This is a genomic window from Mycobacterium sp. 1245852.3 (genome assembly GCF_001669335.1).
In the GTDB taxonomy this organism is placed as follows: Bacteria; Actinomycetota; Actinomycetes; order Mycobacteriales; family Mycobacteriaceae; genus Mycobacterium; species Mycobacterium europaeum_A.
On the sequence record NZ_LZLL01000168.1, the window covers coordinates 1 to 12,197 of the forward strand.

General features: G+C 69.3%; 12 protein-coding genes. 6 read left to right on the forward strand and 6 right to left on the reverse strand.

All coding sequences use genetic code 11. The features are described from left to right. Nucleotides 1-128: 128 nt before the first annotated feature. Nucleotides 129-626 (reverse strand): SRPBCC family protein, encoded by a 498-nt coding sequence (locus A9W96_RS07420; RefSeq protein ID WP_067138705.1) that lies wholly within the window; start codon nt 624-626, stop codon nt 129-131. A 9-nt stretch (nt 627-635) separates the two neighbouring features. Beyond that, complete coding sequence (locus A9W96_RS07425; RefSeq protein ID WP_197498168.1) at nt 636-1,535, reverse strand: oxidoreductase; 900 nt, start codon at nt 1,533-1,535, stop codon at nt 636-638. A gap of 62 nt (nt 1,536-1,597) precedes the next feature. Between A9W96_RS07425 and aspS the strand changes: the two genes are divergently transcribed. After that, nucleotides 1,598-3,364 (forward strand): aspartate--tRNA ligase, encoded by a 1,767-nt coding sequence (gene aspS / locus A9W96_RS07430; protein WP_067138707.1) that lies wholly within the window; start codon nt 1,598-1,600, stop codon nt 3,362-3,364. Between the two features lie 6 nt (nt 3,365-3,370). Here the strand turns inward: aspS and A9W96_RS07435 are convergent, their stop codons facing one another. After that, on the reverse strand, nt 3,371-3,571 hold the full coding sequence (locus tag A9W96_RS07435) for a hypothetical protein (protein ID WP_067138709.1): 201 nt from the start codon (nt 3,569-3,571) through the stop codon (nt 3,371-3,373). A 161-nt stretch (nt 3,572-3,732) separates the two neighbouring features. Here A9W96_RS07435 and A9W96_RS07440 point away from each other — a divergent pair, with 161 nt between their 5' ends. The 3 genes from A9W96_RS07440 to A9W96_RS07450 all read left to right on the forward strand — a co-directional run bounded on the left by A9W96_RS07440 (nt 3,733) and on the right by A9W96_RS07450 (nt 6,026). After that, nucleotides 3,733-4,407 carry a 2OG-Fe dioxygenase family protein gene (locus tag A9W96_RS07440; RefSeq protein WP_067138721.1) on the forward strand — a complete coding sequence of 225 codons (675 nt, stop codon included), beginning with the start codon at nt 3,733-3,735 and terminating at the stop codon, nt 4,405-4,407. A gap of 104 nt (nt 4,408-4,511) precedes the next feature. Then, nucleotides 4,512-4,955: a nitroreductase family deazaflavin-dependent oxidoreductase gene (locus A9W96_RS07445; RefSeq protein ID WP_067138711.1), complete on the forward strand. Its 444-nt coding sequence runs from the start codon at nt 4,512-4,514 to the stop codon at nt 4,953-4,955. A gap of 3 nt (nt 4,956-4,958) precedes the next feature. Further along, entirely contained in the window at nt 4,959-6,026 is a 1,068-nt protein-coding gene (locus A9W96_RS07450; RefSeq protein WP_067138713.1) for an aromatic acid exporter family protein, read from the forward strand. A 5-nt stretch (nt 6,027-6,031) separates the two neighbouring features. Here A9W96_RS07450 and A9W96_RS07455 read toward each other — a convergent pair whose 3' ends face one another. Next, on the reverse strand, nt 6,032-6,421 hold the full coding sequence (locus tag A9W96_RS07455; RefSeq protein WP_066863545.1) for an MmcQ/YjbR family DNA-binding protein: 390 nt from the start codon (nt 6,419-6,421) through the stop codon (nt 6,032-6,034). 98 nt (nt 6,422-6,519) lie between these two features. On the opposite strand from A9W96_RS07455, the gene A9W96_RS07460 reads away from it, so the two are divergent. Both A9W96_RS07460 and A9W96_RS07465 read left to right on the forward strand, forming a co-directional pair. Further along, nucleotides 6,520-7,491: a transglutaminase family protein gene (locus tag A9W96_RS07460; protein ID WP_082972091.1), complete on the forward strand. Its 972-nt coding sequence runs from the start codon at nt 6,520-6,522 to the stop codon at nt 7,489-7,491. Then, complete coding sequence (locus A9W96_RS07465; protein WP_067138717.1) at nt 7,484-8,539, forward strand: putative zinc-binding metallopeptidase; 1,056 nt, start codon at nt 7,484-7,486, stop codon at nt 8,537-8,539. The genes A9W96_RS07460 and A9W96_RS07465 overlap by 8 nt, the downstream gene beginning before the upstream one ends. 75 nt (nt 8,540-8,614) lie before the next feature. Here A9W96_RS07465 and A9W96_RS07470 read toward each other — a convergent pair whose 3' ends face one another. Both A9W96_RS07470 and A9W96_RS07475 read right to left on the reverse strand, forming a co-directional pair. Then, complete coding sequence (locus A9W96_RS07470) at nt 8,615-11,230, reverse strand: circularly permuted type 2 ATP-grasp protein (protein WP_156765147.1); 2,616 nt, start codon at nt 11,228-11,230, stop codon at nt 8,615-8,617. A gap of 190 nt (nt 11,231-11,420) precedes the next feature. Then, a partial coding sequence (locus tag A9W96_RS07475; protein ID WP_197499437.1) for a hypothetical protein occupies nt 11,421-12,197 on the reverse strand: 777 nt, incomplete at its 5' end.

Below are 12,197 nucleotides of genomic sequence, written 5' to 3' on the forward strand. Positions count from 1 at the left end.
CTGAACTTCATCGACTCGGCACCGTTCGTCTTCAGCAACAGCGTCGACATGCCCATCCCGCCCCCACCGGACGACGACGCGGTGCTGGTGTCGATCTGCATGCCCTCGTTGAAGGTCACGACGCTCTCCTAACGTTGCCGGGTCGCAAGGGAGTCGGTGTAGCTGCGCAGATTTCGCAGATAGCGGCGCAGGGCCAGGTTCAGCAGCGGCCCCACCACGACCATCGCCGGCTTCGCCGGGCCGGCCGGCTTCTGGGCCATGGTCCACGTCAGCCGGCAGCCGCCCGGGATGACCTGCACCCGGTAATCCTCGGCGAAGGCCGCCACGGACCGGGTGGAGCATTCGTTGAATCGAAACGCCATGTGCGTGAACGGTTCCCAGGCGAGGAATTCCTCGTTGCCGACGATGCCGCCGCGCATCTCGACGACGCGGGTGGTCCCCACCCCGCGCGGCTCCGGGCTGGTCCAGGTCACCTTCGTGATCACCTTCGCCCACCGCGGCCAGGACCCGGCGTCGGAGAGCACCTCGAAAAGCTGCTCGGGGGTGATGGCCAGGTCGACGCTGTTGCTGAAGACGAACGGTGCCGAGTCGATGAAGTTCAGATCCACGCGCTCGCAGGGGAACATGAAATCAATCTAGCCGGGGCCGTCGCTGGCCGCGGCCAGTAAGGGCACTATCACGTCGCTGATCGGCGTGGCCAGGCCGTGGGCCCGGCCCTTGCGGATGATCACGCCGTTGCGGATGTCCCATTCCATCCGCCGCTGATGTTCGGCGTCGGTCAGGATCGAGGTGCTCATGTCCTCGGCGACGTTGCGGAACATGTCCACCAACTCGTCGACCACGCCGTCGGCCAGCCGGGCGCCCTCGGCCCGCGCGACGGCCAGGCATTCGGCGACGTAGCGGCGCGCCAGGGCGGCGACGTCGTCGCGGCGGAACATCCCAGACCGCCTGCGCGCCAGTGCCATGAAGCCGGCCAGGGCGTTGGTGAGCAGCTTGTGCCAGGCCGCGGTGATGATGTCGGGGTCGCAGTCCACCCGGCACCCGGCGTCGCGCAGCAGCTCGGCGACGGCCTCCGCCGACGGCCCGCTGGGCAGCACCAGGGCCGGTTCGGTGCGCAACCGCACCCAGCCTTCGGGCTGCATCTGGGCCGAGTACCACACGATCCCGGGGATGACGGGGGATTGCGGGCACAGCGGCTGCACCTGTTCGACCTGCTCCACACCGTTTTGCAGCACCACGACGATGGTGTGGACGTCGCACAGCCGGGCCAGCCAGCCGCCCGCCGCCTCGGTCTGGGTGGCCTTGACGGCCAGCAACACCACGTCCACCGGCCCGGTCACCTCGGCCGGATCGGTGTGCACGGGACCCGGCACGACGATCGGGTCGGCGCCGTCGGGTCGCACTTCGATCACGTCGCGCGGGGTGCGCCCGCACACGATGACGGAGTGGCCGGCCCGATGTAGCAGGGCGGCGGCCGTCGTGCCGACGGCGCCGGGACCGACCAGGGCGATGTTGGTAGCAGCGTCTGTGGCGATGCCACCGAAATTACCTCCTTTAGACTGGGCACTCGTTCTGGCCAGGTGAAGAGGAGTCTTTTGTGCTGCGCAGTCATGCCGCGGGTTCGCTGAGGAATAGCGACGCCGGGCAGCAGGTGACGCTGGCGGGCTGGGTGGCCCGCCGCCGCGACCACGGAGGCGTCATCTTCATCGATCTGCGCGACGCCTCGGGGATCGCCCAGGTGGTGTTCCGCGCCGAGGACGTGCTGGCCCAGGCGCACCGGTTGCGCGCCGAGTTCTGCGTCGCGGTCTCCGGTGTGGTCGAGATCCGCCCGGAGGGCAACGCCAACCCCGAGATCGCCACCGGCGACATCGAGGTCAACGCCACGTCGCTGACGGTGCTGGGGGAGAGCGCGCCGCTGCCGTTCCAGCTCGACGAGCCCGCCGGCGAGGAGCTGCGGCTCAAGTATCGCTATCTGGACCTGCGCCGCGACGGGCCGGCCGAGGCAATCCGGTTGCGCTCCAAAGTGAATGCCGCGGCGCGGTCGGTGCTCGCCCAGCATGACTTCGTCGAGATCGAAACCCCGACGATCACCCGCTCGACCCCCGAAGGCGCGCGCGACTTCCTGGTGCCGGCCCGCCTGCACCCCGGCTCGTTCTACGCCCTGCCGCAGAGCCCGCAGCTGTTCAAGCAGTTGCTGATGGTGGCCGGCATGGAGCGCTACTACCAGATCGCCCGCTGCTACCGCGACGAGGATTTCCGCGCCGACCGCCAGCCGGAGTTCACCCAGCTCGACATGGAGATGAGCTTCGTCGACGCCGAGGACATCATCGCCATCTCCGAGGAGATCCTGTCCGCGCTGTGGGCGTTGATCGGGTATGAGATTCCCCGACCCATCCCACGGATCAGCTACGCCGACGCGATGCGGCGATTCGGCTCCGACAAGCCCGACCTGCGCTTCGGCCTCGAGCTGGTCGACTGCACAGAGTTCTTTAAAGACACCACATTTCGCGTCTTCCAGGCGCCGTACGTCGGTGCGGTGGTGATGCCCGGTGGGGCATCACAGCCGCGGCGCACGCTGGACGGCTGGCAGGAGTGGGCCAAACAGCGCGGTCACCGCGGACTGGCCTACGTGCTGATCGCCGACGACGGCACGCTGGGGGGTCCCGTCGCCAAGAACCTGTCCGACGCCGAACGTGACGGCCTGGCCGCCCACGTCGGGGCCCAGCCGGGCGACTGCGTCTTCTTCTCGGCGGGTCCGCCGAAGCCGTCGCGGGCGCTGCTGGGGGCCGCCCGCGGCGAGATCGCCCACCGGCTGGGAATGATCGACGCGGGCGCCTGGGCGTTCGTCTGGGTGGTGGACCCGCCGCTGTTCGAGCCGGCCGACGACGCGACCGCCGCGGGTGACGTGGCCGTCGGCTCGGGGGCGTGGACCGCCGTGCATCACGCGTTCACCTCGCCGAAGCCCGGCCACGAGGGCGACATCGAGACCGATACCGGCAACGTGCTCGCCGACGCGTACGACATCGTCTGCAACGGCAACGAGATCGGCGGCGGGTCGATTCGTATCCACCGCCGCGACATCCAGGAACGGGTGTTCGCGGTGATGGGCCTGGACCACGCCGAGGCCCAGGAGAAGTTCGGATTCCTGTTGGAGGCGTTCACCTTTGGTGCGCCCCCGCACGGCGGCATCGCGTTCGGCTGGGACCGGATCAACGCGCTGCTGTCCGGCGTCGACTCGATCCGCGAGGTCATCGCCTTCCCGAAGACCGGCGGCGGCGTGGACCCGCTCACCGAGGCGCCCGCGCCGATCACCGCGCAGCAGCGCAAGGAGTCCGGGATAGACGCCAAGCCCGGGCGCGGTTAGCGGCGCCTATACCACTCGGTAGGTGTAAGACCACTCCACGTCTTGGCCGTCAACCGGGCTGCTGTCACCGAGTTCCAGATCGGACACCCGGTGGCCCCGCCTCACCTTGTGTTGCGCCTTCTGCATCGCCAGCGCGCGCACGTGGTTCGCGTCCATGCGTTGCGGCACGGTGATTTTGTCGCTGCGCACCTCGGGTTGATCGGCCATGCTGCATATCCTGCCCGAGATGCGCCCGGCCCGGCAGCGTTACCCCGAAGGCGAGCGGGTTTGCGGCTCGCCCGGTGCGGTATCCCCGCGCGGTGACCCGCATTCTTTCCGTGCAGCGGGCGAACGCCGACCCGGTGGCCGCCGCGGCCCAGCAGGTTGCCATGGCCGGAGCCGCGCTGCTGCCCGCCGTCGAGGTGAAGCGAAGCCTGGGTGCGGGGCGTGAGGACTGGAAGCGGTTCGCCCGGCACTGGGAACGGCTGGCGCCCGACGCGTACGCGGCGGAGTTGGGGGTGCGGCGGCTGCGTCGCTACGGCCAGTACTCGTTTCGTGACGGGGCGCTGCGCCCCATTCCCGAGCACACGTTCGTGCAGCCGGAGGACTCCAACCCCCTCTACGTCGGCAGGCAGCGCGAGTTTGAGCCGCTGACGGCCGCGTTCGCCGGGGATCCCTTGCTGTACAAGGTGATCGGGCTACTGTCCCGGGTCGCGTCGGGCCTGGACGACGTCGTGAACTGGAACGTCAAGGTGCATCCGTTTCGCACCCTGTCCTCGATGGAGCAGGGCGGGCGCCCGACGCCCGAGGGCATGCACCGCGACGGCGTCACCCTGGTCAGCTCCCTGCTGGTGGGGCGGCGCAACGCCAGCGGCGGCGAGAGCACGGTGTGCGACGCCGACGGCCGAGAGCTGCTGGTGACGACGCTGGCCGATCCCGGCGCGTTGCTGCTGGGCGACGACCGTCGCACCCTGCACGGAGTGTCCCCGATCCGGCCGATCGACGGCTCGATGCCGGCCCAGCGCGATGTCCTGGTGATCACCTTTGCCTCGGCCTGGCCGTGAGGTCGCCGTTTCATCGGCGGCTTTGAGCCGCCGTCAAAACCCATTACCGTGTCCGGGTGTTTGTCGAGCGGAATAGACGCCGAGCCGGGCAAGGTTGACCGGGCATGACTCAAACCCCTGACGCCGAGAACGTCAACGCATTCAACAAGAGCATCATCGACGAATTCCGGGCCAACGACGGCAAGGTCGGCGGCCAGTTCGAGGGCGCCAGCCTGCTGTTGCTGCACACCACCGGCGCCAAGTCGGGCCAGCCCCGGGTGTCGCCGCTGGCCTATTTCGAGATCGACGGCAAGCTCATCATCATCGGCTCCTTCGCCGGCGCGCCCAAGGACCCGGCCTGGGTGCACAACCTGCGGGCCAACCCCCGGGCGCGGGTCGAGGTCGGCGCCCCGCAGGGGGTGCAGGCGTTCGACGTGACCGCGCGCGAGCTGCCCGCCGACGAGCGCGCCGCGCTCTTCGACAAGGTCACCGCCGTCGCGCCGGGCTTCGCCGAGTACCAGGCCAAGACCAGCCGGGTGATCCCGCTGTTCGAGTTAATCCGGACCTAGCCGGTGGGCACTTCGCGGCCGGCGGCGCCCTCGTTGGTTGCCGCGGTCGCGCGTGCCGGCAGTAAGCGGCTGCGGACGGTCTGGTTCAACCTGGTGCAGACCGCAGTGGCCGCGGGCCTGTCCTGGTATTTGGCCCACGACGTCCTGCAGCACCCGCAGCCGTTCTTCGCGCCGATCGCCGCCGCGGTGTCGTTGTCGACCAGCAACGTGCTCCGGGCGCAGCGCGCCATCCAGATGATGATCGGGGTGACCCTGGGCATCGGGGTGGGCTCGCTGGTGCAGGGCCTGCTCGGGCCGGGGGACGTGCCCATCGGGGTCGCCGCCGTGGTGGCGCTGGGCGCCGCGGTGTTCATCGGGGGCGGCTTCATCGGGCACGGGATGATGTTCGCCAACCAGACGGTGGTGTCGGCGATCCTGGTGCTGGCGCTGTACCGCGGCGGCGTCGGGTTTGAACGTATCTTCGACGCGCTGATCGGTGGTGCGGTGGCCATCGTCTTCGCCGTCCTGCTGTTCCCCGCAGACCCGCGCAAGGTGCTGCGCAACGCGCGCGTCGGGGTGCTCGGCGTGCTGCACGACGTAATGGCCCGGGCGGCGGACATCGCCGCCGGACGCAAGGCGCCGCCGCCGGATTGGCCGCTGGCGGCCGTCGACCGGGTGCACGAACAGCTCAGCGGGCTGCTCGAGGCGCGCACTACCGCGCGTCACGTCGTCACCATCGCGCCGCGGCGCTGGGGGCTGCGGGAGGCGATCTCGGCGGCCGACCATCAGGCCGTGCACGTGGCGCTGTTGGCCGGTTCGGTGCTCCAGCTGGTCCGCGCCGTCGCACCCGGTGAAGACGGCGGGCGCGAGCGCCTGCCGCAGTCCGTGCACACCGTGCTGGTGGTGCTGGCGGCGGCGACCGCGCTGGCCGATCCCGACCCCGCGGGCGCGTGCGCGTACACGGCCTCGGCGCGCCACCACGCCGCGCAACTGCAATCCGGGGCGCGGGAGAAGACGCAGGTGATCCTCGCGGACGTCGTCAGCGCCTGCGTCGATGACCTGCAACGGGTCATCGACCTTCGAACCGTCTGAGCGATTCAGCGCGAGTCGGCCAGGAACTCCTGGACCAACTTGCGCGGGGCCTGGGTCAGCCACGCCTCGGTGATCAGGTCCTCGAGGTCGCGCACCGAGATCTCGGCCAGGTTGACCAGCACCGCGGGATAGCCGTCGAAATGCGGGGTGGTGAAGTAGATCCGCGGTTCGTCGTCGATCAGCGCGAACTTCACGCCCTCGTCGGACACCCGGACACCGAGGATGTCGCCCTGCGGGGATGGGAGACCGTTGCGTTCCAGCGCCTCACGCTCCGACGGCCGCAGCGGCCGCTCCCAGGCCAGCAACTTCTTGCCGACCCGCCAGTCGTGCGGTGACGGCTCGGAGGTGAGTGCCAGCTCACCAACGATGCGGGCGACCTCGCCCCACGTGGCCACAACACGATTGTGCTCCCGTTTTGGCGTGAGTGCCGCCGGATCGGCAAACGGTGGCCGACCGCGCGGTCTGCGGACCCCACGCGAGCGGCCGGCATGTGATGAGATCAGCGGTGGACAGGAGGACGCGCTTGCCAGCAGAACCAGGCGGATACGGCGGCGGGGCCGCCCGTCGCCATCGGGTGACCCACCGCACCGAGTACCGCTACTCCGACGTCGTGACCAGCTCTTACGGTCGCGGATTCCTCACCCCGCGCGACTCGCTGCGGCAGCGCTGCGTCGCGCACCGGCTGATGATCGAGCCGGCCCCCGGCGACAGCTCCACCAGCGAGGACAGCTACGGCAACGTCAGCTCCTACTTCCATGTCACCGAGCCGCACCGCGCCCTGAAGGTGACCAGCGATTCAATCGTCGACGTCTACCCGCCCGGCCCGGACCTGTACGGCGCCGGGCCGGCGGCCCAACCGTGGGAATCGGCCCGTCCGGTCGGACGCAGCGGGGCGCTGGCGACCGAGTTCACCCTGGACCTGAATCCGCCCGAGATCACCGACGAGATCCGCGACTACGCGGCGTCCAGTTTCACCCCCGGCCGTCCCTTGATCGAGGTGCTGCGGGATCTGACGTCGCGCATCTTCACCGACTTCACCTACCGGTCGGGATCGACGACGATTTCCACCGGAGTCAAAGAGGTTCTGGCCGCCCGGGAAGGGGTATGTCAAGACTTTGCCAGGCTGGCGATCGCCTGCCTGCGAGCCAACGGTCTGGCGGCCAGTTACGTTTCCGGATACCTGGCCACCGACGCGCCACCCGGAAAGGATCGAATGATCGGCATCGACGCCACCCACGCCTGGGCGGCGGTGTGGACACCGCAGCAGGCAGGCCAATTCGAGTGGCTGGGGCTTGATCCCACCAACGACCAGATGGTCGACGAGCGCTACATCGTCGTGGGCCGGGGACGCGACTACGCCGACGTCCCGCCGCTGCGGGGGATCATCTATACCAACTCAGAACACAGCGTGATCGACGTCGCCGTCGACGTGGTGCCTTTCGAAGGTGATGTGCTTTATGCGTGATTTCCACTGCCCCAACTGCGGTCAGCGTCTGGCATTCGAGAATTCGGCGTGCCTGTCGTGCGGCAGCGCACTGGGCTTCTCCCTCAACCAGATGGCACTGCTGGTGATCGCCCGGGGCAACGAAGGCGAGCACGCCGGCGCCGTGGACGCCGACGAGTACCAGCTGTGCGGCAACCTGCATCTGGCCGAGTGCAATTGGCTGGTGCCGAAGAACAACTACGGCCGGCTGTGCGAGTCGTGCTCGCTGACCACGGTGCGCCCCAACGACGCCGACACCGCCGGGCTGGCCGAGTTCGCCCGGGCCGAGGCGGCCAAGCGCCGGCTGATCGTCGAGTTGCACGAGCTGAAGCTGCCGATCATCGGCCGCGACGAGGATCCGCAGCAGGGCCTGGCGTTTCATCTGCTGTCCAGCGCCAAGGAGAAGGTGATGACCGGACACGACAACGGCGTCATCACACTGGATTTGGCCGAAGGTGACGACGTGCACCGCGAGCAGCTGCGGGTCGAGATGGACGAGCCCTACCGCACCCTGCTCGGGCACTTCCGCCACGAGATCGGGCACTACTACTTCTACCGCTTGATCGCCCCGTCGAGCGACTACCTGGCGCAGTTCAACGAGCTGTTCGGCGATCCCGACGCCGACTACCAGGCGGCGCTGGACCGCCACTACAGCGACGGCCCGCCGCAGGGATGGCAGGGCGACTTCGTGTCGTCGTATGCGACCATGCATCCCGCCGAGGACTGGGCCGAGACGTTCGCCCACTACCTGCACATCCGCGACGCGCTGGACACCTCGGCGTGGTGCGGATTCGCACCGGCGACGGCGACCTTCGACCGGCCGGTCTTGGGGCCCAGCGCTTTTCAGACGATCATCGACATGTGGCTGCCGTTGTCGTGGTCGCTGAACATGGTGAACCGTTCGATGGGCCACGACGACCTCTACCCGTTCGTGCTGCCGGCCGCGGTGCTCGAGAAGATGAAGTTCATCCACACCGTGATCGACGAGATCACCTCGGAGGCCAGGGGACCCGCGGCGATCGCCGGCTAGGCCGCATCGTCGTCCGGCTAGGCCGCATGGCCGCACTCCTCCTCGCCCCGCTTTGCGGGCCGCATCGTCGTCCGGCTAGGCCGGCATCGCCCGGCGTACGCCGGGACCCCACAGCGGTTGCATTCCACCGGGCAGCGTGAGCTGGGTGGTGGTGATGACCTCGGCCAGGTTGCGCAGCTCGACATGCACCGCATCGAGCAGCTCCGCCAACTCGGCGCGGCGGCCGTCGTCGCTGACCCGTTCCAGCTCGGCGGGATGGGACCGCCGCAGCAGCGTGCCGATCTCATCCACCAGCCGTTCCGGGCGCGACGAGCCCGAGGAGCCGGGCAGGTCCTTGAGGTTGATCCGCAACCGCTCCACCTGGTACAGCAGCGACCGCGGGTTCTGCGCGTCGAACAGCATCAGTTCGGCCATGGCGGCCACGCTGACCTTGCCCACCGTGCGGCGCCGATAGATGACGGAGGACTCGCACGCCACCAGGGTGGACTCGATGATGGTTTGTTCGGCCGCGGCGCCGCGGACCACGGTCAGGGTGGCCCCCAGCAGCGCCGTCAGCCACAGCCCGCGTTCGATCCGCTTGCCGATGTCCATCATCGTCCAGCCCACGTCGCGCACCATCGACTCGTTGGCCACCCCCGACAGCGTCAGCATGCCGGCCAGCGTCTGAGTCTGCGCCCCGGTAAGCAGCGCGTCGGCCTCCGAAAGCGATTCCGGCGGTTCGCTTTTCAGCGCCAGCGCGCGCTCCACGCCGGCCAGCACCATCCAGGTGTCGTTGGACATCTGGTCGCGCACCGCCCGCGCCGCCAGCGCCAGACCCTCCACCGATTGCACCAGGGAGCCGGGCCGGTGCGGATCGACGGTGAGCGACCACAGCGTGGACGGGGCGATGGCGATCATCTCGGCGTGGTCGCCGTCGCTGTCGGCCGCGATGTCGGTGCCGGTGATGCGGCCCAGCGCCGTCATCAGCACCGGCACGCATTCGCTTTCCTCGCTCTGCTGATGGTGGCGGTAGACGTGGAACCGGTCGCGGGCGACGATGAGCAGCCGCGCCATGCTTTCCGCGCGCTCACCGTAACGGCCGATCCAGAACAGGTCGGACAACACGCGTGGTGAGCTGACGGCCCAGGTGCCCGCGGCCGTCTTCGCCGGTGCCTCCGGCGTCGGAAGGCTGATCGCCTCGGCGTGTGCCCGCTCGGTGGGCCGCACCCAGACATCCTTCGCCGCAGAGGTTTTCAAGACATACGCGGCCGGCCCGGGGGCCAGCACATAACCGATGCCGCCGATCATCGGCGCGTAACCGCCCCGCTGGGCGACGGTGAACAGCCGGATGCCGACGCCCGCCGACGACAGCACGCCGGCGTGGTCGGTGGGCGCGGACGAGAACTGCGGCAGCTCCTGGCCGATCCACTGCCAGGGCATCGCCTCGATGCGCGCGGCCAAGCGGCTCAGCTGGTGTGACGAAAGAGCCGGGCCGACAATGGTTTCCGCGCCGACGGTGGACTTCACTAACAACGACGACAGCTTGCCCAGCAGGTGTGAGCGTTCACTGGCGATGCCGCCCCAATAGACCTGCGCGGTGGGCAGCTGCAGGGTTTCGGCCAGCAGGTGCTCGGCCATGGCGGGCAGAAAGCGCAGTAGCCCAGGGTTTTCCAGGATCCCGCTGCCCAGGGTGTTGACCACGGTCACCGTCCCGCGGTGCTGCGCCTCCACCAGACCGGCCACCCCGAGCCGGGAGTCGGCGCGCAGGTCCAGCGGATCCGTGTAGTCGGCGTCGACCCGGCGGAGCACCACGTCGACGCGTTTCAAGGTGCCCAGCGAGCGCATCCACAACATGCCGTCGCGCACCACCAGGTCGGCGCTTTCCACCATCGGGAAACCCAGCAGGGTGGCCAGATAGGCCTGATCGAACGCGGTCTCGGAGTAGATGCCCGGCGACAGCACCACCACCACGGGGTCCTGGGCGTCATCGGGTGCGGCGTCGATCAGCGCCAGCCGCAGCGCCTGGGCGAACGGTGTCGTGGGCCGCGGCGCGATTCGTTCGTAGAGGTCGGGAATCGAGTGCGCGACGACGCGCCGGTCGGCCAGCGCGTACCCGGCGCCGGACGGGGCCTGGGTGCGGTCGCCGTTGACCATGAAGGCGCCGTCCGGTCGTCGGCTGACATCGCAGGCGTGCATGAAAAGCTGGTGACGGCCCGGGATTTCGATGCCGTTGGCCGCGCGCACGTAGCCGGGATGACCGAACAGCAGTTCCGGGGGCAGCACGCCCTCGGTGAGCAGGCTGCGCGGCCCGTACAGGTCGGCCAGCACCGCGTCGAGCACCCGGGACCGCTGCAGCAGGCCGGCCTCGAGCACCTCCCAGTCGGCCGCGGACAGCACGATCGGCAGGGTGTCCAGCTGCCAGGGCCTGGGCTCTAGGGCCCGGCCGCCGGGCTCGACGTCGGTGTAGGTGATGCCGTCGTTGTCGATCAGGTCGCGCACCACCGAGCGCAGACGGTCCAGCCCGGCGCGGCCACGCTCGGCGATGGCGTCGGCCAGTTCGCCCCATGCCGGGCGGACGTTGCCGTCCCCGTCGACGAATTCGTCGTAGCCGCTCGCCGGGCCGTGCCGCAGGTCGAACAGCGCTTGCTGGGCGCGCGCGGCGCGGTAGCCGGCCAGCAGCCGGTCGGCGTCATAGCGTGCGGTGCCCGCCATCGAGCCGGGTCCAGCCGGTGCGCCGGTGCCGAATGTCATGTCGGCAAAGGCCAATCAAAGGTGTGGCCGGAGGCGAGCCCCGGCGCCACTTTGATGTTCATAATCGCCGATCCCATCACACGCGCCGACCCGGCGCAGCGCACCGCAAACGCGGCGAACGCGGCCGTAATCGAAAGACCTGCGCGCGGCGCTAGGCCGGCGCGGGCCCGGGCGGCGGACCGGACTGGTATCCCGCCTGCTGCACCGGGACCACATGTCCGCCGGATAGCTTGCGGTAGGCGTAGATCCCGAACAGGGAGGCGACCGGGGCCGCCACCAGCAGGCCGACGCCGCACACCAGGAAGCCCACCAAGAACAGCGCCACCTCGACCAGCCAGACCAGCAGGGCGTTGCCGAAGTTCGCTGTGACGGTGGAGAAGCTGGAGGTGAGGGCCTTGATCGGCTGCTCGGACCGGTCGATGGCGTAGGGGATGGTGAATTGGGCAAAGATCCCCAGGATCAGCCCGGGCAGGAAGCACAACGCCGAGGCGATCGAGGTGAGGATGCCGACCAACAGCGCGGCCAGAAACACCGTGCCGAAGTTGCGCGGCTTGAAGAAGGACCCGATGGACACCGGCCGCCCGTCGGCCAGATCCAGGCAGCCGGACAGGAAAGCGGACTGGGCGAACGCCCCTACGAGGTAGGCGACCAGATAGCCGAGGATGAGCAGCGCCAGCCCACCGCCGTTAAGGTTCGCGGTGAAGGTGAAGTAGTCGTCGTCGGAGCTGTTCGTGGTGGAACCCACGCTTTGACTCAGGCCGACCAGGGCGGACGCGATGCCGAACAGCACCCCGTAGACGAGAGCCGAAACGATCAGCGCCACAGGGTTTTTGGTGAATGCGTTCCAGGCCCAGCCGAACGCGTCACCGACGCTGAACGCGGGCCGGGGCGGCGCCCCGTAGCCGGGTGGGGGCCCGTAGCCGAGCCG

Excerpts from the sequence above, each read along its gene's own strand:
- A9W96_RS07470 (WP_156765147.1), bottom strand. The coding sequence starts at position 11,230 with ATGGCGGGCACCGCACGCTATGACGCCGACCGGCTGCTGGCCGGCTAC.
- A9W96_RS07460 (WP_082972091.1), top strand. The coding sequence starts at position 6,520 with ATGAGATCAGCGGTGGACAGGAGGACGCGCTTGCCAGCAGAACCAGGC.
- A9W96_RS07445 (WP_067138711.1), top strand. The coding sequence starts at position 4,512 with ATGACTCAAACCCCTGACGCCGAGAACGTCAACGCATTCAACAAGAGC.
- A9W96_RS07440 (WP_067138721.1), top strand. The coding sequence starts at position 3,733 with ATGGCCGGAGCCGCGCTGCTGCCCGCCGTCGAGGTGAAGCGAAGCCTG.
- A9W96_RS07465 (WP_067138717.1), top strand. The coding sequence starts at position 7,484 with ATGCGTGATTTCCACTGCCCCAACTGCGGTCAGCGTCTGGCATTCGAG.
- A9W96_RS07435 (WP_067138709.1), bottom strand. The coding sequence starts at position 3,571 with ATGGCCGATCAACCCGAGGTGCGCAGCGACAAAATCACCGTGCCGCAA.
- A9W96_RS07420 (WP_067138705.1), bottom strand. The coding sequence starts at position 626 with ATGTTCCCCTGCGAGCGCGTGGATCTGAACTTCATCGACTCGGCACCG.